This window comes from Aquicoccus porphyridii, from assembly GCF_008369105.1.
Taxonomy (GTDB): domain Bacteria; phylum Pseudomonadota; class Alphaproteobacteria; order Rhodobacterales; family Rhodobacteraceae; genus Aquicoccus; species Aquicoccus porphyridii.
In genome coordinates, this window is record NZ_VINQ01000002.1 from 245,174 (window position 1) to 266,528 (window position 21,355).

The 21,355-nt window shown below is 64.8% G+C and carries 21 protein-coding genes; 10 read left to right on the forward strand and 11 right to left on the reverse strand.

Annotated elements, in window-relative coordinates; translation table 11 throughout:
• The first annotated feature begins 67 nt into the window (after positions 1-67).
• The 3 genes from FLO80_RS04310 (at position 68) to FLO80_RS04320 (ending at position 5,436) form a co-directional block, all read left to right on the forward strand.
• Complete coding sequence (locus FLO80_RS04310; protein WP_111363562.1) at positions 68-1,072, forward strand: GT-B fold glycosyltransferase domain-containing protein; 1,005 nt, start codon at positions 68-70, stop codon at positions 1,070-1,072.
• A gap of 159 nt (positions 1,073-1,231) precedes the next feature.
• On the forward strand, positions 1,232-2,512 hold the full coding sequence (locus tag FLO80_RS04315; protein WP_111363560.1) for an O-acetylhomoserine aminocarboxypropyltransferase/cysteine synthase family protein: 1,281 nt from the start codon (positions 1,232-1,234) through the stop codon (positions 2,510-2,512).
• A gap of 227 nt (positions 2,513-2,739) precedes the next feature.
• Complete coding sequence (locus FLO80_RS04320; RefSeq protein ID WP_146611010.1) at positions 2,740-5,436, forward strand: prolipoprotein diacylglyceryl transferase; 2,697 nt, start codon at positions 2,740-2,742, stop codon at positions 5,434-5,436.
• Between the two features lie 46 nt (positions 5,437-5,482).
• Here FLO80_RS04320 and FLO80_RS04325 read toward each other — a convergent pair whose 3' ends face one another.
• Positions 5,483-6,247 carry a PaaX family transcriptional regulator C-terminal domain-containing protein gene (locus FLO80_RS04325; RefSeq protein WP_188078212.1) on the reverse strand — a complete coding sequence of 255 codons (765 nt, stop codon included), beginning with the start codon at positions 6,245-6,247 and terminating at the stop codon, positions 5,483-5,485.
• A 74-nt stretch (positions 6,248-6,321) separates the two neighbouring features.
• Complete coding sequence (gene paaZ / locus FLO80_RS04330) at positions 6,322-8,340, reverse strand: phenylacetic acid degradation bifunctional protein PaaZ (RefSeq protein WP_111363554.1); 2,019 nt, start codon at positions 8,338-8,340, stop codon at positions 6,322-6,324.
• 192 nt (positions 8,341-8,532) lie between these two features.
• Here paaZ and paaG point away from each other — a divergent pair, with 192 nt between their 5' ends.
• The 5 genes from paaG (at position 8,533) to FLO80_RS04355 (ending at position 12,104) form a co-directional block, all read left to right on the forward strand.
• Positions 8,533-9,318, forward strand: a complete 786-nt coding sequence (paaG, locus tag FLO80_RS04335) for a 2-(1,2-epoxy-1,2-dihydrophenyl)acetyl-CoA isomerase PaaG (RefSeq protein WP_111363552.1) — start codon at positions 8,533-8,535, stop codon at positions 9,316-9,318.
• Positions 9,315-9,740, forward strand: a complete 426-nt coding sequence (gene paaI, locus FLO80_RS04340; RefSeq protein ID WP_111363550.1) for a hydroxyphenylacetyl-CoA thioesterase PaaI — start codon at positions 9,315-9,317, stop codon at positions 9,738-9,740. Before paaG ends, paaI begins: the two co-directional genes overlap by 4 nt.
• Positions 9,741-9,753: 13 nt before the next feature.
• On the forward strand, positions 9,754-11,064 hold the full coding sequence (gene paaK / locus FLO80_RS04345) for a phenylacetate--CoA ligase PaaK (protein ID WP_111363548.1): 1,311 nt from the start codon (positions 9,754-9,756) through the stop codon (positions 11,062-11,064).
• A 4-nt stretch (positions 11,065-11,068) separates the two neighbouring features.
• A complete protein-coding gene (locus FLO80_RS04350; protein WP_111363546.1) occupies positions 11,069-11,665 on the forward strand; it encodes a TetR/AcrR family transcriptional regulator in 597 nt (198 codons plus the stop codon).
• A 109-nt stretch (positions 11,666-11,774) separates the two neighbouring features.
• A complete protein-coding gene (locus FLO80_RS04355) occupies positions 11,775-12,104 on the forward strand; it encodes a hypothetical protein (protein ID WP_111363544.1) in 330 nt (109 codons plus the stop codon).
• A gap of 68 nt (positions 12,105-12,172) precedes the next feature.
• Here the strand turns inward: FLO80_RS04355 and FLO80_RS04360 are convergent, their stop codons facing one another.
• From FLO80_RS04360 to FLO80_RS04400, 9 genes are all read right to left on the reverse strand, one after another.
• Positions 12,173-12,928: a Phenylacetic acid catabolic protein gene (locus FLO80_RS04360; RefSeq protein WP_111363542.1), complete on the reverse strand. Its 756-nt coding sequence runs from the start codon at positions 12,926-12,928 to the stop codon at positions 12,173-12,175.
• A gap of 10 nt (positions 12,929-12,938) precedes the next feature.
• Positions 12,939-14,006 (reverse strand): 1,2-phenylacetyl-CoA epoxidase subunit PaaE, encoded by a 1,068-nt coding sequence (gene paaE / locus FLO80_RS04365; protein WP_111363540.1) that lies wholly within the window; start codon positions 14,004-14,006, stop codon positions 12,939-12,941.
• Positions 14,007-14,017: 11 nt separating this feature from the next.
• Positions 14,018-14,476, reverse strand: a complete 459-nt coding sequence (paaD, locus tag FLO80_RS04370; RefSeq protein WP_111363538.1) for a 1,2-phenylacetyl-CoA epoxidase subunit PaaD — start codon at positions 14,474-14,476, stop codon at positions 14,018-14,020.
• A 4-nt stretch (positions 14,477-14,480) separates the two neighbouring features.
• Positions 14,481-15,251, reverse strand: coding sequence for a 1,2-phenylacetyl-CoA epoxidase subunit PaaC (paaC, locus tag FLO80_RS04375; RefSeq protein ID WP_111363536.1), 771 nt, complete (start codon positions 15,249-15,251; stop codon positions 14,481-14,483).
• Positions 15,251-15,535 carry a 1,2-phenylacetyl-CoA epoxidase subunit PaaB gene (paaB, locus tag FLO80_RS04380; RefSeq protein ID WP_111363534.1) on the reverse strand — a complete coding sequence of 95 codons (285 nt, stop codon included), beginning with the start codon at positions 15,533-15,535 and terminating at the stop codon, positions 15,251-15,253. Before paaB ends, paaC begins: the two co-directional genes overlap by 1 nt.
• Positions 15,536-15,547: 12 nt before the next feature.
• On the reverse strand, positions 15,548-16,540 hold the full coding sequence (gene paaA, locus FLO80_RS04385; RefSeq protein WP_111363532.1) for a 1,2-phenylacetyl-CoA epoxidase subunit PaaA: 993 nt from the start codon (positions 16,538-16,540) through the stop codon (positions 15,548-15,550).
• Between the two features lie 14 nt (positions 16,541-16,554).
• Positions 16,555-17,760: a 3-oxoadipyl-CoA thiolase gene (gene pcaF / locus FLO80_RS04390; protein ID WP_111363530.1), complete on the reverse strand. Its 1,206-nt coding sequence runs from the start codon at positions 17,758-17,760 to the stop codon at positions 16,555-16,557.
• A gap of 217 nt (positions 17,761-17,977) precedes the next feature.
• Positions 17,978-19,093, reverse strand: coding sequence for a THUMP domain-containing class I SAM-dependent RNA methyltransferase (locus tag FLO80_RS04395; RefSeq protein ID WP_111363528.1), 1,116 nt, complete (start codon positions 19,091-19,093; stop codon positions 17,978-17,980).
• Positions 19,094-19,134: 41 nt separating this feature from the next.
• Positions 19,135-19,926: a crotonase/enoyl-CoA hydratase family protein gene (locus FLO80_RS04400; protein WP_111363526.1), complete on the reverse strand. Its 792-nt coding sequence runs from the start codon at positions 19,924-19,926 to the stop codon at positions 19,135-19,137.
• 147 nt (positions 19,927-20,073) lie between these two features.
• Between FLO80_RS04400 and FLO80_RS04405 the strand changes: the two genes are divergently transcribed.
• Complete coding sequence (locus FLO80_RS04405) at positions 20,074-20,379, forward strand: ArsR/SmtB family transcription factor (RefSeq protein ID WP_111363524.1); 306 nt, start codon at positions 20,074-20,076, stop codon at positions 20,377-20,379.
• A complete protein-coding gene (locus tag FLO80_RS04410; protein ID WP_111363522.1) occupies positions 20,366-21,280 on the forward strand; it encodes an alpha/beta fold hydrolase in 915 nt (304 codons plus the stop codon). Before FLO80_RS04405 ends, FLO80_RS04410 begins: the two co-directional genes overlap by 14 nt.
• Positions 21,281-21,355: the final 75 nt, after the last annotated feature.

Genomic DNA, 21,355 nt, shown 5'->3' on the forward strand with positions numbered 1-21,355 from the left:
ATCGCCCTTTGTGCGCCGGACGTGCTCGCCTATAGTGGGGATAGGCAGTCAAAGGGCAGTTCAAATAATGGCCGCAAAGGCGCAACAAGGCAAAACATTCAACGTGATGGTCGTCGGCCAGAACGGACGGTTGCAGTATGAGGCGCTCCTGTTCGCCGCTTCGCTGCGCCGTTTCACGCCGGATTTCCGTGGACGGCTGTTCATCGCCGAGCCGCAACCCGGCACGGCGTGGCAAAAGGACCCGCGAATCGGAAATGGCGATGTCCTGGCCCTTCTCGACGAGCTTGAAGTCGAAATATTACCATTTGAAAACAATTATTTCGGCGAATCCTATCCCTATGGGAACAAGATCGAGGCCCTGGCCGCACTGCCCGAGGGCGAACCATTTGTGTTTTTCGATACCGATACCCTGATCACCGGGGACCTGATGCAGGTGCCGTTCGATTTCGGCCGCCCGACCGCATCGCTGAGGCGTGAGGGCACGTGGCCCCAGATCGAGCTTTACGGGCCGGGATACGGGCGGATATGGAAATCGCTCTATGACAAGTTCGGGCTCGATTTCGAGAGTTCTCTCGACCTGTCGCAACCGGACGAATATTGGCGACGCTACCTCTATTTCAACGCCGGGTTCTTCTTTTATGAATGCCCCCGGATATTCGGCGAGACATTCCTGTCATATGCGCTGGCCATTCGCGATGATCCCCCGCCGGAACTGATTGGGCAGGTGATGGACCCGTGGCTTGACCAGGTCGCATTGCCGTTGGTGATCCATGGGCTTGGCGGCGGGCGTGATGCCCTGCCTGACGGGTATCTTGATGGCACGGTGAGTTGCCATTATCGCCTCTTTCCGATGCTCTATGCGCGCGAAGCCGACCATGTGGTCGCCGCGCTGGAGGAGGTGGCGGCACCGAACCGGATCAAGAAGGTTCTCAAGCAATATGATCCGATCAAGCGCATGGTTTATCAGAATCGTGGCCAGAAGGCGCGCGCCCTTTTCGACCAGAACGATCTGCCACGCCGTGAACAGGCCATTCGCAACCGTCTTAGACGCGAAGGGTTCTGGATGCGTTAATATCGCGAACGGGCATTCGTATCTGGCGTTTCTGGCATGAAGGATGTTCTGGCCTGGCGGGTCTGGGCGGTAAAAACCGTCTTTGCGCGGCGGCGCCAGTTGTCCGGCGCGGTGGAATGGCCTAATCCTGTGGCAATTCAACGCAAGGGAGGGCCAGTCATGGCTTACGGTTTCGACACGCTTCAGATCCATGCGGGCGCACGCCCCGATCCGGCGACGGGGGCGCGGCAGACGCCGATCTATCAGACCACGGCCTATGTGTTCCGCGATGCCGATCATGCCGCGGCGCTCTTCAACCTGCAGGAAGTGGGCTATATCTACTCGCGCCTCACCAACCCGACCGTCGCCGTGCTGCAAGAGCGCGTCGCCGCGCTTGAAGGGGGGGCGGGCGCGGTCTGCTGCTCGTCGGGGCACGCGGCACAGATCATGGCGCTGTTTCCGCTGATGGGGCCGGGCAAGAACATCGTGGTGTCCACGCGGCTTTACGGCGGGTCGGTGACCCAGTTCAGCCAGACGATCAGGCGTTTCGGGTGGTCGGCGACGTTCGTGGATTTCGACGATATCGACGCAGTGGCGGCCGCCATTGACGATGACACCCGCGCCATTTTCTGTGAAAGTATCGCGAATCCAGGTGGTTACATAACCGATCTTGATGCAGTGGCTGAAGTATCAAACAACGCCGGTCTACCGCTGATCGTCGACAACACGTCGGCCACGCCCTACCTGTGCCGCCCGATCGAACATGGTGCGACGCTGGTGGTCCATTCGGCGACGAAATACCTCACCGGCAACGGCACGGTGACGGGTGGCGTGATCGTGGATTCGGGCACGTTCGACTGGTCGGCCAGCGGCAAGTTTCCTTCGCTGAGCGAGCCCGAACCGGCCTATCATGGGCTCAAGTTCCACGAGACTTTTGGCCCGCTGGCCTTTACCTTTCATGGCATCGCCGTGGGGCTGCGCGATCTGGGCATGACACTCAATCCGCAGGCCGCGCATTACACGCTGATGGGGATCGAAACGCTTTCCCTGCGCATGGAACGCCATGTCGAGAACGCGAAGATCGTCTCGCAATGGCTTGAAAAATATGAACATGTCGCCGCCGTGACCTATGCCGGTCTGCCCTCGTCGCCCTATCACGACCGGGTCGCGCGGATCTGTCCCAAGGGTGCGGGTGGCCTTTTCACCATCACGCTCAAGGGCGGTTACGAGGCGTGCGTCAAGTTCGTGGACAGCCTCGAATTGTTCAGCCACGTGGCCAACCTGGGCGATACTCGCAGCCTTGTGATCCATTCCGCGTCGACCACCCACCGGCAGTTGAGCCCGGAGCAGCAGGAAGCGGCCGGGGCGGGGCCGGATGTGGTGCGGATCTCGATCGGGATCGAGAATGCCGACGACCTGATTGCCGATCTTGAGCAAGCGCTTGAAAAGGCTCATTCCTGAAATGGTTAACGGGCGGATATGGCCGAAAAACGGGGGGTGACTCCCGGCTGCTGCCCGGCTGCCATCCGGCTGCCGGGCGATGACGTTGCCGGGGCGGCGAGAAACCTTAACGCGCCGCACGGTGTGCCTGCTGCGCGTCGGCCTTTCCCTCGGCGGTAAGCTGCTATAATATCGGGGTTTCCTATTCCGACTCCCGTGATCGGGTAAAGAATGTTAAATCGCCGCCCATGAAACCCAGTTTTGCCTTAGCCCTGTCGTTTGACGGCATCGCACTTTTGCACCGTGCCTTCCCCGGATGGAACAGGGTGGGAGAGGTGTCGCTGGATTCCTCGGACCTGTCCGGGGCGCTGGCCGTGCTGCGGGACACCGCGCAGCAGATCAACGGCGCGGAGCTGACCAGCAAGCTGGTCATTCCCAACGACCAGATCAAATATCTCGCGCTCGATCTCGGGATGACGGACGAGCCGGCGCGGCAGGACGCGATCCGTGCGGCGCTGAGCGGGGCGACGCCCTATCCGGCCGAGGACCTGGTGTTCGACTGGTCGGTCGAGGGCGACAAGACGCAGGTGGCGGCGGTCGCCCGCGAAACCCTGACCGAGGCCGAGCAATTCGCGACCGAACACGGCTTTGGCCCGATCAGCTTTGTCGCAATCCCGCCCGAGGGGCAGTTTTCGGGTGAGCCGTTTTTCGGCCCCACGGCCCATGCGCACACGGTTCTGAGCGAGGGCGAAACCGTGCAGCGCGACATGGCGCCGATCCGGGTGACCGGGGTGGCGCGCCTGCCCGAGGCGGACCCAGACGCCGAGCCCGCATCAGAATCAGAAGCCGAAGCCGATATCGACGCCGGGCACGCGGTTGACCCCGAGAGCACCGCCGAGGATGCACCGCCCGAGGTTTTGTCGCTGAACGAGGACGAGGCGGAAGCGCAGGAGCTTCCCCCGGTTCAACCCGGTGACGACATCCCCGACGAGGCCACATCCGGGGCATCATCCGGTCCGCCGGAGCCTTTTTCCGCATTCGACGAAAGCCCGGCAAGCGCGCCCACCGGGGGCGAGGCAGAGGCTGAGGCGGAAGAGCACGCGGCGAGCGACGGCGCGCCGGAGGCGATCCCGGCCTTTACAACCATCCGCGCCCGGCGCGACGACATGGGCGATACGGTTGGCCCGCTGCCCGATTTGTCCGCCGTGCGGCGGCCTCTGGCCACGGATATGACCGCCCCGACGATCCCGATCGAACCCGATGTCAACGTCCCGGGGGCGGGTGCCGCGCCGCCAGTGGGAACCGCAGAAACGCCCGAGTTGCAGGACGCGGCAACCGCCACGGACGATCCCGAACCCGAAGCGCGGCCGGACGATACCGACGATACCCCTGTTATCCCCGCTGCTCCCGAGGATCTGCCCGACCGCGAACCGATCACGGCGCAGCGCGCCGCGCCCGCCCGCAGCAGGCGGCTGTCGTTTTTCAGTCGCCGGGATCGATCCAAGGCGCCACGGTTGGAGCCGGAAATCGGCACATCCGGTCCGGATCGTGCGCCCGACATCCCGCCCGCCCCGATCGGTGATATCGCGAGCGAAGAAGAGCGGATGACGATCTTTGGCGCGCGGCAAAGCGCGGCGGAGAAACAGGCGGCGATCGGCGGCAAGCCGAGGTATCTGGGCCTCGTCATGACGGCGGTTCTGTTGCTGTTTCTCGCCGGGGTCGCGGCATGGGCGTCGATCTTCGTCGACGACGGCCTGGCGCGCTTTTTCGCCCCGCGCGATGCGATCATTGCGACATTGCCCGAAGACAGCGTGGACGAGTTGAGCATCGAGGGCGACGAGGCCATGGTGCCGACCCTCCCGCTCGAACAGGAGCCGGACGAGGTGTTCCCCGACGAGGTGGAAACCGCCGCGCTGGAGATCTGGCCGGAGGAGGAGGTGGAGGCCGAGGCGCCCCCGGCACGGTCGGAACCGCAACCACCGCGTGCCATGACGCCGGACGAGGCCCAGACGCGCTATGCGGTAACGGGCGTGTGGCTGCGCGCGCCCGAGCCACCATCGGAACCCGCGCAGGAGTCACTCGACGATCTTTATGTCGCCTCGATCGACCCGCGGGTCGAAGAGCATGACGCGGTCGCCCTGCCCGAGCTTGCCTCGCTTGATACCGATTACGCGATGGCGACGCCCGCCGTGCCGTTTCCGCGCGGCACGCGGTTCGATCTGGACGAGCGCGGGTTGGCGGTGGCGAGCGTGGATGGCACGCTCAGCCCCGGGGGGTTCCTCGTGTTCCGCGGTCGACCCGAGATCACCCCCGGCGCCGTGCCCGACCGCGCGCCCGACGCGGCAGAACCCGAGACGGACGAGACGCGCGAGGCGCGCGCGGAACTGGCCGCGCTGCGCCCGAGGCCACGGCCCGAGGGGCTGATCGAGAGCAATGAGCGGCAGAACCTGGGCGGGATCACCTGGGCCGAAATCGCCCGGGTGCGCCCGCGGCCACGGCCGGAACAGGATCTCGCCAAGATCGAGGAAGAGGCCGACACGACCGGCACCGCGCAGGCGGTGGCGGAATCGCCCAAGCCCGCGCCGCGACCGCGCAACTTTGCCAGTGTGGTCGAGCGCGCGCAGGAGGCCGAGCCGCAAGAGGCCACGCAGGTTGCCGCGGCGGTGCCCCGGCAGCAATCGGTGGCCCCGTCGATCCCGTCGCGATCGAACGTCGCCAAGGTGGCCACCGTGCGCAACCAGTTGAACCTGCGCAAGGTCAACCTGATCGGGGTGTATGGCAAACCCAGCGCGCGCCGGGCGCTGGTGCGCCTGTCGAACGGGCGCTACAAGAAGGTCAAGGTGGGCGACCGGCTCGATGGCGGGCAGGTGCAAGCCATTGGCGATACCGAGCTTCGCTATCAGAAGCGGGGCCGCAACGTGATTCTCCAGATGCCGCGCGGATAGGGTATCGGGTCGGCCGGCATGCTGCGCCATGCGGCCCGCGATCCTGTCATAACGATTCAGCGAGCGCACAGGGGTCCGGGCGCGGAATGATCTGCATCACCCGGGTCAGGCCGGAACGCGCCTTTGCCCCCGGCCATTGCGCCCCCATCAGCGCCTCTGGCCCCGGGCCATGGCGCAGCACGAGCCTGCGCCACTGGTGCAGCGCCAGCACCCGCAGGGCGGCACGATCCAGCGGCGAAGGGGGCAACGGCACCTCGGCGGCAAGGGCAAGCGCACGGGTCAGGCGGGCATAGGCATGAGTAATGTCGGGCGGGGCCAGCGTCTCGCCCAGCCAGCCCGGCACGGCACCGGGCGCCACGTCCCAGGCCAGCAGCGGCGCGGGCACATCCTCGGCCCCGTTCGGCCCGGTCCCTTCGGGCAAGAGGGCCACGCGCGGCGCGATCAGGATGGCATCGGGGTGGTCGAGCGCCGTCATCGCCTCGCCCGAGGGGGCCAGGACGATGCGCCAGCCCTGCGGCGCGGGCGGTGCCGCGCCATAGACCTGATCCGAGACCGACAGCGTCAGCGCGAGGCCGTGGCCGGTGAGCATGTAGCGCGAGGCGCGCCCGTCGCGCGACGAGGTGATCCAGCCGTCGCGGCGCAGCCGGTGCAGCGCCACGCGCATCGCCTGTCCACGAAGCCCCATCCGTTCGGTGAGGGCCGAAAGCACCGGACCGGGCACATGCGCCTCGGGGGCCCCCGCCAGATCGCCGAGGATGGTGACGATCACCGACCATGTCTTGAGCGTGCCGCACTCAAGCAGCGCGCTCATCGCGGGGGGCGGATCGAGGGGTGGCCGGTCTTCCATGTTCCATTTATATCACGCGCTGCCCGGCGTGCCACGTCTCAGAACGCGTTCATCGTCAAAAGCTCGTATTCCGCGACGGTTTCATCGGCCTGGTTGAACAGCGTCACATGCCAGCGCACCTCGCCATACTCGGCGCTACGCGGTGTCTTGGCCTTCACGGAGAGGCGCACGCGGATGCTGTCGCCCGCCTGCACCGGCTTCATGAAGCGCAGATTGTCGAGCCCCGTGTTGGCGAGAACCGGGCCTTCGTTCGGCTCGACGAAAAGCCCCGCAGCGAAGGAGAGCAGCAGGTAGCCATGCGCGACGCGGCCGGGGAAGAACGGGTTCCGCGCCGCTGCGTCCTCGTCCATGTGGGCATAGAAGGTGTCGCCGGTGAATTGCGCGAAATGCTCGATATCATCAAGGCTGATCTCGCGCGCGCCCGTGTGCAGCGTCTCGCCGATCGACAACTCGCCATAGCGGCGGGTGAAGGGATGGGCGGGGCCCTTGATCTCGCGCGCGCCGGGCACCCAGCGACCGCCGATGGCGGTGAGGATGTCGGGGCTGCCCTGAACGGCGGTGCGCTGCATGTAATGCATGACGCCGCGGATGCCGCCCAGTTCCTCGCCGCCGCCCGCGCGGCCCGGGCCGCCATGCACCATGTGGGGCATGGGGCTGCCATGGCCGGTGCTTTCCTTCATCGAGTCGGCGTTGTTGATGTAGATGCGGCCATGCCATGCCCCGGCCCCCAGCACCACCTGCCGCGCGACATCGCCATCGCGGGTGATGAGCGAAGTGACGAGGCTGCCGCCGCCGCGATTGGCCAGCGTGACCGCGTGATCGGGGTCACGATAGCCCATCACGGTCGAGACCGGGCCAAAAGCCTCGGTGTCATGCACGCGCCGTGCAGCGTCGGGATCGGCGCAATGAAACAGCAGCGGCGAGACGAACCCGCCCTGCCCGCTCATCGGCAGATCGTCGGGATCGCCAAAGACACGCTCGGCCTCGGAGCCGATGAGCGCGGCCTTGGCTAGAACATCGTCGCGTTGTGCCGTCGAGACCAGCGCGCCCATGCGCGTGGCCGGATCGCGCGGATCGCCGATCCGTGTCGTGGCCAGCCGCGCGCTGACCGCCTCGATCACCGGCTGGACCAATCCTTGCGGTGCGATGATCCGGCGGATCGCGGTGCATTTCTGCCCCGCCTTGGCGGTCATCTCGCGGGTGATCTCTTTCACGAAGAGGTCGAATTCGGGTGCCTCGGGCGTAACATCCGGCCCCAGGATCGAGGCGTTGAGACTGTCCTGTTCGGCGGCAAAGCGCACCGAGTTCGACAGAAGATTCGGATGCCCCCGCAGCTTGAGCGCGGTGTCGGCCGAGCCGGTGAAGGCCACCACGTCCTGCGCGCCCAGATGGTCGAGCATGTCGCCCAGCCCCCCGGCCACGAATTGCAGCGCACCCTCGGGCAGGATGCCGCTTTCCAGCATCATGCGCACGGCCAGTTCGGTGACGTAACAGGTCGAGGTTGCCGGTTTCACGATCGCCGGAACGCCCGCCAGGAAACTCGGCGCGAGCTTTTCCAGCATCCCCCAGACCGGGAAGTTGAAAGCGTTGATATGCACCGCCACGCCTTGCAGCGAGGTGCAGACATGCTGCCCCAGAAAGCGCCCCTCGCGGCCAAGCTGTTCGAGCCCGCCATCGAGATAGATGTGCGCATCGGGCAATTCGCGCCGCCCCTTGGAGGCAAAGACGAAAAGCGTGCCGATGCCGCCGTCGATATCGATCAGGTGATCGGATTGCGTGGCGCCGGTGTCAAAGGAGATATCGTAAAGCGCCTGTTTACGCTCACCAAGGTAGAGCGCCAGCGCCTTGAGCATTTTCGCGCGCTGGTGAAATGTCATCGCGCGCAGCGCCGGGCCGCCATGCGCGCGCGCATGGGCCAGCATGGCGGTCGTATCGAGCGCATCGTTGCCCGCCTCGGCCATCACCGCGCCGGTGATCGCGCTGGAAATCGGCCGCGCACCCTCAGCCGGAGCAAGCCACTCCTCGGCCACGAAACTGTTGATCTGTTGAATGCTCATCGCTTTCCCCCCTTGTTCTCCCGGCCTGTCGCGACTCTGATGAAATCCGGTCTTCATCTGACCGGAAATACCTCGGGGGTGTGGGGGCTGGCCCCCACGCCCGGTCGGAGCCGGTGGACTCGCCTCTTTTATTGACCAACCGTTCGGTTTATGCAAGCTTCGCAACCGAGGAGACGCGAGGGGGGGGAGACCATGAGCGACACGATTCTGATCGGTGACAACGGCACATGGGCCGAGATCACGCTGAACCGGCCGGACAAGCTCAATTCGTTCAACGAAGAGATGCATCACGCGCTGCGCGTGGCGCTGGAATGGGCGCGCGACGATGGCAAGCGCGCGGTGCTTCTGACCGGTTCGGGACGCGGGTTTTGTGCCGGGCAGGATCTCGGCGACCGCGACCCGCGCAAGATGGACGGCCCCCCCGACCTTGGCGTGACGGTGCGCGATTTCTGGGCGCCGCTGGTGCGGCTGATCCGGTCGCTGGAAATGCCCGTCATCTGCGCGGTCAACGGCGTGGCGGCGGGCGCGGGATCGTCGGTGGCGCTGGCCTGTGACATCGTGCTGGCGGGCGAAAGCGCGAAATTCATCCAGTCGTTTTCAAAGGTCGGCCTTATTCCCGACACCGGCGGAAGCTGGCATCTCACCCGCCTTCTGGGCGAGGCGCGGGCCAAGGCGCTGGCGATGACGGCCGAGCCACTTCCGGCGGAAAAGGCGGCCCAGTGGGGGCTGATCTGGAAGGCGCTGCCGGATGATGCGCTTCTGGGCGAGGCGCGGGCTTTGGCGGACTCGCTTTCCAACGGGCCGACGCTGGGATTTGCCCGGACGAAACAGGCGATCGAGGCGGCGCATGTCAACACGCTCGATGCGCAGCTCGATCTCGAAGCGCGGTTCATGAAGGAATGCGGTGAAAGCGCCGATTATGCCGAGGGCGTAGGTGCCTTTCTCGACAAGCGCAAACCGGAGTTCAAAGGCAAATGACCCCGAAAGAACGCGCCGAGGCATCCGCCGCCGCGATGTGGGCGGATGACGCTGCCAGCAAGTGGTTCGGCATGGAAATCACCGAGATGGACGAAGGCCGCGCGGTTCTCGAACTGACCGTGGCCGAGCATCATTGCAACGGGCATGGCATCTGTCATGGCGGGGTGACGTTCAGCCTCGCCGACAGCGCCTTTGCCTTTGCCTGCAACAGCCGCAACCAGGCGACGGTGGCGCAGCACAACCTCATTTCCTATCTCGTGCCGGGGCGCGCGGGTGATCGGCTGCGTGCCGAGGCGGTAGAGCTTTCGTTGCAGGGGCGCAGCGGTATCTACGACATCAAAGTGACCAAAGAGGACGGCACGGTGATCGCCGAATTTCGCGGATTTTCCCGCGCGATCAAGGGCCAGTTGTTCGAAGAATGAAGGGGAAAACGCCATGAAAGACCTGACGCCGAATAAATCCGATCTCGACCCGATCGAAACCGCCTCGATCGACGAGATTCGCGGGCTTCAGCTTGAGCGGCTGAAATGGTCGTTGCGCCATGCCTATGACAACGTGCCGATGTATCGCGAGCGGTTCGATGCGGCGGGCGTGCATCCCGACGATCTGAAATCGCTTTCGGACCTGGCGAAGTTTCCCTTCACCACCAAGACCGACCTGCGCGACAATTATCCCTTTGGCCTCTTTGCGGTGCCGCGCGACCGGATCATCCGGGTGCATGCCTCGTCGGGGACGACCGGCAAGCCGACGGTGGTGGGCTATACCCAAAGCGACATCGACACCTGGGCGAACCTCGTGGCGCGCTCGATGCGGGCCAGCGGAACCCGGCCCGGCGATATCGTGCATGTGGCCTATGGCTATGGCCTCTTCACCGGGGGGCTGGGCGCGCATTACGGGGCCGAGAATCTGGGCTGCACGGTGGTGCCGATCTCGGGCGGGATGACCGAGCGGCAGGTCACGCTGATCCAGGATTTCAAGCCCGGCACGATCATGGTGACGCCGTCCTACATGCTCAATATCCTTGAAGAGTTCCAGCGCCAGGGGATCGACCCGCGCGACTGCTCGCTCGACGTGGGCATCTTTGGCGCCGAGCCGTGGACCAACGCGATGCGCGGCGAGGTCGAACAGGCGTTCGACATGCATGCCGTTGATATTTACGGGCTTTCCGAGGTGATGGGGCCGGGTGTGGCGAATGAGTGCGTCGAGACCAAGGACGGGCTGCACATCTGGGAGGATCATTTCTTTCCCGAGATCATCAATCCAGAAACCGGCGAGGTGGTGGAAGACGGCGAGATGGGCGAGTTGGTCTTTACCACGCTCACCAAGGAGGGGTTGCCGATGATCCGCTATCGCACCCGCGATCTCACCCGGCTCTTGCCGGGCACGGCGCGCTCGATGCGGCGGATGGAAAAGATCACCGGGCGTTCGGACGACATGATCATCCTGCGCGGGGTCAACGTGTTCCCGACCCAGATCGAGGAGCAGATCATGAAATGCGCGGGCCTCGCCCCGCATTTCCAGATCGAACTGATCCGCAAGGAGCGGATGGACGCGATGATCGTCCATGCCGAGTGCACCCCGGAACAGGCGGGCGACGCGGCGCGCGCCGCTTCGGCCCGCGAGTTGGCGCATCACATCAAGTCGGTCGTCGGGATTTCCACCAAGATCGAGGTGCATCCCGAAGGCGGGGTCGAGCGCAGCCAGGGCAAGGCGCGGCGCGTGGTCGACAACCGCCCGAAGGAGTGAACCCTTGGCGCGGACGATTGCGAAAGATCACGGCGAGAAACGCGCGCAGATCCTGAAATCGGCGGCCAAGGTCTTTGCCGAGCAGGGGTTCGACCGGGCGTCGATGGCGATGCTGGCAAGGGAATGCGGGATATCGAAGGCCAATATCTATCATTACTACGACAGCAAGGATGCGCTGCTCTTCGATCTGCTCGACAATTACCTGAGCCGGTTGCGCGACCGGATCTGCGCGATCCGGCCCGCTGACGGGCCGCCCGAAGAGGCGCTGCACAAGATCGTTCTGGAAATCCTGATGGCCTATCAGGGCGCGGATGACGAACACCGGGTGCAGGCCAGCGGCCTTTCCGCCCTGCCCGAGGAGCAACAGAAGATCCTGAGATCCTATCAGCGCGACATGGTGGGCCACATGGCCGCGATCCTGTCGCGTATTGCCCCCGAGCGCTTTGATGGCCAACCCGCCAAGCTGCGCGCCGCCACGATGTCGGTGTTCGGGATGCTGAACTGGTTCTACATGTGGAACAGCCACGCCAACGAGGCCGCGCGGCGCGAGTATGCCACGCTGGTGAGCAACCTCACCCTGGGCGGACTCAAGACAGTGTGAACGCCGGGCGCGCGGTTTCCTGCCGTATGGTTGGCGCGTGCAGGTGTGGCATCCTATCTTGGGACAGACCGGTTGCATCATGCGACCGGCCCACGAAAGGAGGACCAGTATGAAACGTATCGCACTTGCCAGCGGTTTGGCGCTGGCGCTTTCCGCGCCTGCCCTGCAGGCCGATCCGGCCTTCGGGCTCGGCGTTTCCTATGTCTTTGGCGGCGGCACAAGCGACGTGGCGATCGGCGCACGCGCCTTTTCCGATGACACGCCGCACGAGGGCGTGGTGTCGCTCGGGCTCGATTACAAGCTCGGGTCGCAGAGCCTGCGGCCCAATATCGGCGCGGCCTATCTCGACGACGACGTTTATGGCGATGTCAGCCTGGGCTATGATTTCGGCACCAAGGGTGTCGATTTCGGGGTCGGGCTGGGCGGCTGGGGCAACTGACGTCGCGTGCAACGCAAAGATCCGTGACGGGGTTTCGAGCAGATTCCGTCACGGAAGCTGGCACGGTCTCAGGCGGTTCTTAATCCCAGTTGACCAAGCGTTGCGCCTGCGCGCTCCTCCCATGCCGATTTCAACTCGGCATTGGGGGTGTGGCGCAGGCCCATCGCCCGCAGCGCCTCGAACCGGTCGGGATTGCCGATGCCGAAACTCGCCGCGACGCGGGGCCACCAGTAATCGACGCTGCTCTGAAGGTTTGCGCCCAGCCCTTCAGCGTTCAGGCGCTGCATGCCCTCGAACGCAAGCTCGGCGTGGCGCGCCTCGACCGGCGCGATTTCGCGGAAGGCTTCGGCCAGCGGCTGATAGCTCACTTTGGTGAATTCCTCCAACTGCACGCCGACGGCCTGCCCCATCAGGAGGTTCATCACCACCGCATCCCCCCAGCCCTGAAGCGGGTAGTTGAAAACGGCAAGGCGCATGTCCTGCTCAACCCGCCTTGTGCCGATATCCGCGTCACGGTCAAGCCGCGAGGTCCAGGGGTGATGATTGGCATACCGCGCCTCATCCGCGCCGAAATCGCCCATGATTTTCAGAACCTTGTCGGCATTGTCGGTCTTTTCCAGCACGATCTTGGCCGCCGCGATCCGTTCCTTGATGCCGGGGCCGTCATTGATCGTGTCGGCAAAGCCCGCCGCGCCGGCCAGTTCGGAATCGACAAAGGTCGCCATCAGCTTCAACAACTCGGCGCGGTAGCGCGGCGGCACGTTGGCCGGGCTGGTGAGCTTGCCACCCTGGGCAAGATAGTCCTTGAGGCTCATGTCATCCATATCGTTGCCCTTACTGGTCGTAATCGACGACGACGCGGTCGGTGACGGGGAAGGACTGGCACGACAGCACGTATCCCTTTTCGACCTCGTAATCCTCGAGCGCGTGGTTGGCGACCATTTCGACCTCGCCCTCGATCACCCGGCAGCGGCAGGTCGAGCAGACCCCCGCCGTGCAGGCAAAGGGGGCATCCATCGCGTTTTGCCGCGCGGCATCGAGAATGGTCATGTCCTTGGCCGTCATGATGGTCTGGGTCGAACCGTCGAGCGTGATGGCCACCTCGGCCTGATTGGCCTGTTTGCCCGCCTGTTTCGAGACGACCTTGCTTTTGAGGCGGCCGGGCTGGGCGCTGGCGAAGAGCTCGAACTTGATCTGGGCGTCGTTGAGCCCGTGATCGCGCAACGCCTTGGCGATGCCGAGCATCATCGGTTCGGGGCCACAGATGAAGGCGGTATCCACGCTTTCGACGTCGATCCATGCGCGGAACAGGGCGGCGCATTTTTCCTCGGTCACCATGCCGGTGAACAGGTCGATCTCCTGTGCGTCCTGTTCGAGGACATGGATCACCGAAAGCCTGCCAAGATACCGGTTTTTCAGGTCTTCCAGTTCCTCGCGGAACATGATCGTAGCCACGCCCCTGTTGGCGTAAACCAGCGTAAAGGTCGATTGCGGTTCGGTCGCGAGGGTGGTTTTGACGATCGACAGCACCGGCGTGATGCCCGAACCACCGGCAAAACCGAGATAGTTCTTCGCATTGGCCGGGTCGAGCGGCGTGTGAAAACCGCCCATCGGTTGCATCGCCTGAAGCGTGTCGCCGACCTTCAATTCCTCGTTGGCGAAATTCGAGAAGGCGCCACCGTCGACCCGCTTGATCCCGACCTGAAGCTTGCCTTCCTGCTTGCCCGAACAGATCGAATAGGAGCGGCGCAGTTCCTCGCCGTCGAAATCGTGGCGAAAGGTCAGGTATTGGCCCTGGATGAAATCGAACGCCGCCGGATCGTCGGGTTCAAGGGTCAGGACCACCGCGTCGCGGATGGTGCGGTGGATGTCGGTGACTTTGAGATCGTGGAATCGCGCCATTCGCGGTCTCCTCAGATGCACTTGAAATAGTCGAAGGGCTCAAGACAGTCCTTGCAGCGCCATTGCGCCTTGCACGGGGTGGAGCCGAATTGCGAGATGCGTTCGAGTTGGCTGCCGCCGCAATGCGGGCAGCGTTCGGGGCCGCCGGCGGGCTGGGGCGGGGCGATGCCGTATTTCTCGAGCTTGTCGCGGCCCGTTTCGGTGAGCCAGTCGGTGGTCCAGGGCGGCGAAAGCTGGCGTTCGAGGTCAAGTTTCTCGATGCCGTGGGCGCGCAGGGCCTTCTCGATCTCGAAATTGATCACCGAGGTCGCGGGACAGCCGGAATAGGTGGGCGTAACGGTGACACGGAGCGTATCGCCCCGCCACTCGACGCCCCGGATGATGCCCAGATCGACGAGGGAGATCACCGGGATCTCGGGGTCGGGCACCTGGTCGAGCCAATTCCATATCTGTTCCACCGGCGCTTGCATGGGTTTACCAGCTCGCCCCCGGATAGGCGCGTTGCAGCCATTGCATCGAGGTCAGGATATGGCCGAGATGTTCGGTATGCATCCGCCCCGTGCGCCCGCCATTATGGGTAAACCGGTCGTCGGGGGTGCTCAGCGTCGCCTCGCCCATCACGGCGGCCAGTTTCGCATCGTAAGCGTCGCGCAGGCTGGCCGGATCGGGGGCGATGCCCGCCTGGGCCATGGCGGCATCGACCGCGTCGCTTTCGAACATCTCGCCCACGTAAGGATAAAGGTAGTCGAGCGCGGCCTGCATCCGTGCGTGGCTTTCCTCGGTGCCGTCGCCCAGCCCGATCACCGTGTCGCCCGAGCGCTCGACGTGATAGGCCACCTCTTTCGCGGCCTTGGCGGCGATCTCGGCGACGCGCGCATCGCTTGACCCCTTGAGTGCATCGAGCATCAGCTCCTGCCAGGCATCGAACAGGAATTGCCGCATCAGGGTCTGCCCGAAATCGCCGTTGGGCAGTTCGACCAGCAGCACGTTGCGAAAATCCCATGCGTCGCGCAGGAAGGCCAGATCGTCGGCCGAACGGCCCTGCCCTTCGACCTCGCCCGCGAGGCCGAGCCAGAGTTGGGTCTGGCCGATGAGATCAAGCGCGGTGTTGGCCAGCGCGATGTCCTCTTCCAGCACCGGCGCATGGCCGCACCATTCGGACACGCGGTGCCCGAGGATCAGCGTGTTGTCACCCATCCGCAGCAGGAATTCGAAGAGATCGGCGGAATGGTCCTTGGTCGCCATCACATCGCCCCCACGTCATCGGGAATGTCGAAAAAAGTCGGGTGGCGGTAGATCTTCGATTCCGACGGCTCGAACATCGGGCCCTTGTCGCCGGGATTGGTCGCCGTGATGTGGCGCGCCTCGACCACCCAGATGCTCACACCCTCGTTGCGGCGGGTATAGACGTCGCGCGCGTTCTTCACGGCCATTTCCGCGTCGGGCGCATGGAGCGAGCCGACATGCCGGTGCGACAGGCCATGCTGGCCACGGATGAAGACTTCCCACAGGGGCCATTCGTTTTTCATCTGCCGGTCTCCTTATTCCGCCGCAACCTTGCGGGCGGCGCGTTTCTGGGCATGGGCCATCAATCCGTCGCGCACCCATGCGCCGTCTTCCCAGGCGCGCTTGCGGCCGTTCATGCGTTCGGTGTTGCAGGGGCCCTTGCCCTTGAGGACATTGAAGAACTCGGTCCAGTCGGGTTCCGAGAAATCGTAGTGACCGCGTTCCTCGTTCCACTTGAGCTTGTCATCGGGGACCGTCAGGCCAAGATACTCGGCCTGCGGCACGGTCTGGTCGACGAAACGCTGGCGCAATTCGTCATTGCTGTCGATCTTGATCTTCCAGGCCATGGATTGCGCCGAATGCACGCTTTCCTTGTCCGAGGGGCCGAACATCATCAGCGAGGGATACCAGAAGCGGTTGAGCGCATCCTGCGCCATCTTTTTCTGCGCCTCGGTGCCCTGGGCCATCTTCATCATGATGTCATAGCCCTGGCGCTGGTGGAACGACTCTTCCTTGCAGATGCGGATCATCGCGCGGCTGTAAGGCCCGTAGGAGGTGCGCTGAAGCGGCACCTGGTTCATGATCGCGGCGCCATCGACAAGCCAGCCCACCGCGCCGATATCGGCCCAGTTGAGCGTGGGGTAATTGAAGATCGAAGAATATTTCATCCGCCCCGAAAGCAGATCCTCGGTCAACTCGTCCCGCGAAACGCCCAGCGTTTCGGCGGCGCAGTAGAGGTAAAGCCCGTGGCCCGCCTCGTCCTGCACCTTGGCCAGCAGGATCGCCTTGCGTTCGAGCGTCGGCGCACGGGTAATCCAGTTGCCTTCGGGCAATTGGCCGACGATCTCGGAATGCGCGTGCTGACCAATCTGGCGGACGAGCGTGGCGCGGTATTCGTCGGGCATCCAGTCCTTCGGCTCGATCTTGATATCCGCGTCGATCCTGTCCTGAAACGCCGCCTCTTCGGGCGTCATCTCTTCGCGGGGTTTGACCCCGGTTCCGGCGGTCTTGATCATCTGTGCATACATGTCGGGGTCCTCCCTCAGACGCGTTCAAGGATGAGCGCGGCACCCTGGCCCACGCCCACGCACATGGTGCAGAGCGCATAGCGCCCGCCCGTGCGTTTCAACTGATAGGCCGCCGAGAGCGCCATGCGCGCGCCCGACATGCCCAGCGGGTGGCCAATCGCGATGGCCCCGCCATTGGGATTCACATGGGGGGCGTCGTCGGCCACGCCAAGGGCACGCAGCGTGGCAAGGCCCTGGGCCGCGAAGGCCTCGTTCAATTCTATCACATCCATCTCGCCGATGTTGAGCCCGGCGCGACGCAGCACTTTCTGGCTCGCTGGCACCGGGCCGATGCCCATCACCCGCGGCTCGACCCCCGCCGCCGACATGGCGACGATGCGCGCCATCGGGGTGAGGCCGTTTTTCGCCGCCGCGGCTTCGCTGGCGATCAGCATCGCCGCCGCGCCGTCATTGACGCCGCTGGCATTGCCCGCGGTCACGCTCAGGTCGGGGCCGTTCACGCCCTTGAGCTTGCCCAGCTTTTCCGCGTCCGTGCCGGGGCGGGGGTGTTCGTCGGTATCGACCACGACGGGATCGCCCTTGCGCTGTGGCACGTTGACCGGGGTGATCTCGTCGGCGAAGACGCCGGCCTTTTGCGCCGCGTCCCAGCGCGCCTGTGACCGGGCGGCGAAAGCGTCCTGATCCTCACGGCTGACGTTATGGTCAGCGGCGACGTTGTCGGCCGTCTGGGGCATGGAATCGATGCCGTATTGCGCCTTCATCTTCGGATTGACGAAACGCCAGCCGATGGTGGTGTCATAGACCGCGTTGGCGCGGGAAAAGGCGGTTTCGGCCTTGGGCATCACGAAAGGCGCGCGTGACATGGATTCCACGCCACCGGCAATCGCCATGTCGTAATCGCCCGCCCGGATCGCACGCGACACGGTGCCCACGGCGTCAAGCCCCGAGGCACAAAGCCGGTTGATCGTGGCGCCGGGCACATCGACCGGCAGCCCGGCCAGAAGCGCCGCCATGCGCGCCACATTGCGGTTGTCCTCGCCCGCCTGGTTGGCGCAACCATAGATCACGTCGTCAAGGCTGGCCCAGTCCACATCCGGGTTGCGCGCCATCAGCGCGGCAATGGGATGGGCGGCAAGATCGTCGGTGCGGATCGAAGACAGCGCACCGCCGTAGCGGCCGATGGGTGTGCGGGTGGCGTCGCAGATGAAAGCGTCAGGCATGGTTTCTCCTCGAATGGTGTCCACTGCCGATCCTGCCACGATCCGGCGCGAAACACCCGCGCGTTTCCGACCTTGCCCCCGATTTCGTTACGGCAAACCGGGGGGCGGCGGGGCATCTCCCAATACCCGACCGCATGGTCGGTGATATGCGCGAATGCGATTCGGAGCAAGTCTTTTGTTACTCCAATTCCAGATTTACCGGCGCATCTGTAACATCTCAGGGGAGCGGACCAGTCTGCCAGAGCCGCACCTTGAGCCCGCCATGGGCGACATGCAGCCCCGGGGCAGCAAAAGGCAGGCCGGTGGCGCGGGCCAACCCGGCCTCGTTGGTCACAAGCGCGATGCGCCAGCCCGAAAGCCGCTCTTGCGCGACCTGGCCCAGCGCGGCGTAAAGCCCGTAAAGCAGCTTCTTGTTGCCGATCCGCGCGCCGTAGGGCGGGTTCACGATCATCAACCCGGGCGGACCGTCGGGGCGTTCGAGATCGGTGATCGACTGGCAGGCAAAGCGGGTGAATTCGCCCACGCCCGCCCGCTCGGCATTCTGCGTCGCCATGCGGATCGCACCCTGGTCGCGGTCGAAGCCGTGAAACGTCGGCGCGGGTGTGACCGCCCGGGCCAGCGCCTCGGCCCGGAGTGCTGCGTAGCCCGCCGCGTCATGGTTTGCGAATTGCATGAAGGCAAACTCCCGGTCGCGCCCCGGGGGCAGACCGGCGGCGATCTCGGCGGCCTCGATGACGAACGTGCCCGAGCCGCACATCGGGTCGAGCACCGGTTCGCCGCCGGTGAACCCGCATTGTCGCAGGAAGAGCGCCGCCAGCGTTTCGCGCATCGGCGCCTTGCCCACTGCCTGTTTATGGCCGCGCCGGTGCAGCGGCTCGCCCGAGGTGTCGAGGCTGATGGTGCAAAGATCATCCTCGATCCGCACCATCACCCGCAGCGCGGCCTTGGGCGAAACCGGCGCGCCCAGCGTTTCGGATATGGCGCGTTCGATCCGCTGGGCGGCGGCGCGGTCGTGATAGATGCGGGACTTGTGGCAGGTGGCCTCGACCCGCACCGGCACATCCGGGCGCAGGAAGGCGGCCCAGTCGAATTTGCGCGCGCGCTTGTCGAGCTGTGCCAGGTGCATGGCGCGGAAGGCGCCCACCCGCACCAGCACCCGGCCCGCGCCGCGCAGGACAAGGTTCGCGCGCCAGACCTCGGCCCAACCGCCACGCGTTTCGACCCCGCCGGGCACCATGCGGGGCGCGTCAAACTCCGCCTCTTGCGCCTCGTCACGCAAGGCGGGCTCCAGCCCCGGGGCGGTGGCGAGGAAGATGTCGAATTGCGGGTCCATGGGGCGGCCTTTCACGCGGTGTCGCGCAGCCTTACACGCAATCAGATGTCGCCGAAATCCCCATGCCGCCCCTTGCCCCCGGCAAACCGCGCGGCACCCTTGGCGCCTTCGGCTTGCACCATGTCCTTGCTGCCCTCCCATTCCTGGCGCAGGGCGGCGCGTTGCGCCATCCCCGCCTGCGCCCGGGCCGAAGCGCGGTCGGCGCGCAGGCAGCCCTGGGGAAAGCGGGCGATCTGGTGGGCGATCTCCTCGGCCCGGGCGCGCGCCTGCCCGTCGGGCACCACGTATTCGCAAAGCCCGATATCCAGCGCCTCCTCCGCCGTGACCTTGCGCCCGGTCAGGATCAGGTCGATCGCGCGCCCCTCGCCCACCAGCCGGGGCAGGCGCACCGTGCCCCCGTCAATCAGCGGCACACCCCAGCGGCGGCAGTAAACGCCCATGAACGCGCCCTGCCCCATCACCCGCATGTCTGCCCAGATGGCAAGCTCCATCCCACCCGCCACCGCAGGCCCCTCGATGGCGGCGATCACCGGCTTGGAGAGATCGAGCCGCGACGGCCCCATCGGGCCGATCACGTGCCCCTCTTCGGTGAAATCGAGCGCCGCCCACGCCTCGCCCTCGGCCAGGGCCGCGACCTGGGTGAGATCCCAACCCGCGCAGAACGCGCCGCCCTCGCCCCAGAACACGGCGACGGATGCGCTGTCACCCGCCTCGAACTCCAGAAACGCGGCGTAGAGCGCGCGCGCGTGGTCCACATCCATCGCGTTGCGCGCTTGCGCGCGGGAATGGATCACCGTCCAGACCGCTCCGTTCTTCTCGATCCTCACCGGCATGACGCCCTCCTATTATGGTTGTCCAGCCATTTGGCCGGCGTTTTTGAATACCCCTGGCAGCCAGACCTTACCGCTTCCCATCCTTGGATTCCGAGGGGTGAGATTAACATATTGTCAAATAGCTAATTAACGATGTATTAGCCGACCATGACCAACCGACTTGAACAAACCAAGGCGCTTGCCGGCGAGGCGCGGCTCGCTGTCCTCACGTGGCTCGCCGAGCCGGATCGCCATTTCGCACATCAGGAAACGGGCAAGCCATCCGAAATCGGGGTCTGTGTCACCCTTCTGACCGAGAAGCTGTCCATGGCCCAGCCGACGGTCAGCCGCCATCTGGAACTGCTACGCCGGGCGGGTTTTGTATCCGTGCGCAAGATCGGGCGGTGGTCCTTCTTCCGGCGGAACGAAGACGCGATCAAAGACTACAAGGAGTGGATGAATGAGCATCTTTGAAGACGCGGATACACGGCTGCTTCCCGGTTTCGAACGTCGATTCGTTGATCCCGGCAGCGGGCCTGTCCTGACCCTGAGCAAAGGGAATGGTCCAGCCCTCTTGATGCTCCACGGGGATCCGCAAACCCATTTGTGCTGGCACCACCTTGCACCGGCGCTGGCAGAGAACTTCTCGGTGGTCCTGACCGACATTCGGGGCCGGGGCGAGACGCACAAACCCGGCCATGCCGAAGGTGCCAACGCCTATACGAAACGGGACATGGCCGCCGAACAGTTGGCCGTCATGCGGGAGCTCGGCCATGAACGCTTTGCCCTAGTGGCCCACGACCGTGGCGCGCGCGTCGCGAGGCGGCTCGCGCTCGATCATCCGCAGGCTGTCACACGACTTGCCGTCTTGGATATCATCCCGGCGCTGGACTTCTACGCCGGATTGAATGCGGACATCGCCCAGGACTACTTCTATTTTTCGTTTCTGACGCAAGATTACCCGATCCCGGAGCGGCTGATTTCCGGCGATCCGGAGTTCTTTTTGCGGCTCATCCTTCAAGGTTTGTCCGATCGGCCAGTTCCCTATGACGATATCGCCATGCAATCTTATGTTGCGGCGAACACTACGCCAGAGGCGATCACCGCGATGTGCGAATGCTTTCGCGCTGGCTACCACATCGACACGCGGCACGACGAAGCCGACCGAGAGGCGGGCAAAATGATCTCCTGTCCTACGCTGGTCCTGTGGGGCGACCGTGGTGTCATCGGAAAACACTTTGATGTCCGACGTATATGGAAACGCTGGTGCCAACGGCCAGAGTTCGCACCCCTTCCCGGCGGCCATTTCCTGCCGGAAGAGGCCCCAAGCGAGTTGCTCAAGGCCGTCACACGATTCCTGAACGATGCGTCCTGAAAACTGAACCGGGGGACGTCTGGTCGCTCACAAATCATTCACAACCCGCCTTTCCGGTTCTGTTTCCGCGCTTGC

Bases quoted from the DNA above. Each gene is read 5' to 3' on its own strand.
- paaG (WP_111363552.1), top strand. From the start codon at position 8,533: ATGAGCGACACGATTCTGATCGGTGACAACGGCACATGGGCCGAGATC.
- FLO80_RS04315 (WP_111363560.1), top strand. From the start codon at position 1,232: ATGGCTTACGGTTTCGACACGCTTCAGATCCATGCGGGCGCACGCCCC.
- paaK (WP_111363548.1), top strand. From the start codon at position 9,754: ATGAAAGACCTGACGCCGAATAAATCCGATCTCGACCCGATCGAAACC.
- FLO80_RS04405 (WP_111363524.1), top strand. From the start codon at position 20,074: ATGACCAACCGACTTGAACAAACCAAGGCGCTTGCCGGCGAGGCGCGG.
- FLO80_RS04360 (WP_111363542.1), bottom strand. From the start codon at position 12,928: ATGGATGACATGAGCCTCAAGGACTATCTTGCCCAGGGTGGCAAGCTC.
- paaI (WP_111363550.1), top strand. From the start codon at position 9,315: ATGACCCCGAAAGAACGCGCCGAGGCATCCGCCGCCGCGATGTGGGCG.
- FLO80_RS04325 (WP_188078212.1), bottom strand. From the start codon at position 6,247: ATGAGCGCGCTGCTTGAGTGCGGCACGCTCAAGACATGGTCGGTGATC.
- paaC (WP_111363536.1), bottom strand. From the start codon at position 15,251: ATGGCGACCAAGGACCATTCCGCCGATCTCTTCGAATTCCTGCTGCGG.
- FLO80_RS04320 (WP_146611010.1), top strand. From the start codon at position 2,740: ATGAAACCCAGTTTTGCCTTAGCCCTGTCGTTTGACGGCATCGCACTT.
- paaE (WP_111363540.1), bottom strand. From the start codon at position 14,006: ATGGCGCGATTCCACGATCTCAAAGTCACCGACATCCACCGCACCATC.
- FLO80_RS04410 (WP_111363522.1), top strand. From the start codon at position 20,366: ATGAGCATCTTTGAAGACGCGGATACACGGCTGCTTCCCGGTTTCGAA.
- pcaF (WP_111363530.1), bottom strand. From the start codon at position 17,760: ATGCCTGACGCTTTCATCTGCGACGCCACCCGCACACCCATCGGCCGC.
- FLO80_RS04355 (WP_111363544.1), top strand. From the start codon at position 11,775: ATGAAACGTATCGCACTTGCCAGCGGTTTGGCGCTGGCGCTTTCCGCG.
- paaD (WP_111363538.1), bottom strand. From the start codon at position 14,476: ATGCAAGCGCCGGTGGAACAGATATGGAATTGGCTCGACCAGGTGCCC.
- paaA (WP_111363532.1), bottom strand. From the start codon at position 16,540: ATGTATGCACAGATGATCAAGACCGCCGGAACCGGGGTCAAACCCCGC.
- paaZ (WP_111363554.1), bottom strand. From the start codon at position 8,340: ATGAGCATTCAACAGATCAACAGTTTCGTGGCCGAGGAGTGGCTTGCT.
- FLO80_RS04400 (WP_111363526.1), bottom strand. From the start codon at position 19,926: ATGCCGGTGAGGATCGAGAAGAACGGAGCGGTCTGGACGGTGATCCAT.
- FLO80_RS04310 (WP_111363562.1), top strand. From the start codon at position 68: ATGGCCGCAAAGGCGCAACAAGGCAAAACATTCAACGTGATGGTCGTC.
- paaB (WP_111363534.1), bottom strand. From the start codon at position 15,535: ATGAAAAACGAATGGCCCCTGTGGGAAGTCTTCATCCGTGGCCAGCAT.
- FLO80_RS04395 (WP_111363528.1), bottom strand. From the start codon at position 19,093: ATGGACCCGCAATTCGACATCTTCCTCGCCACCGCCCCGGGGCTGGAG.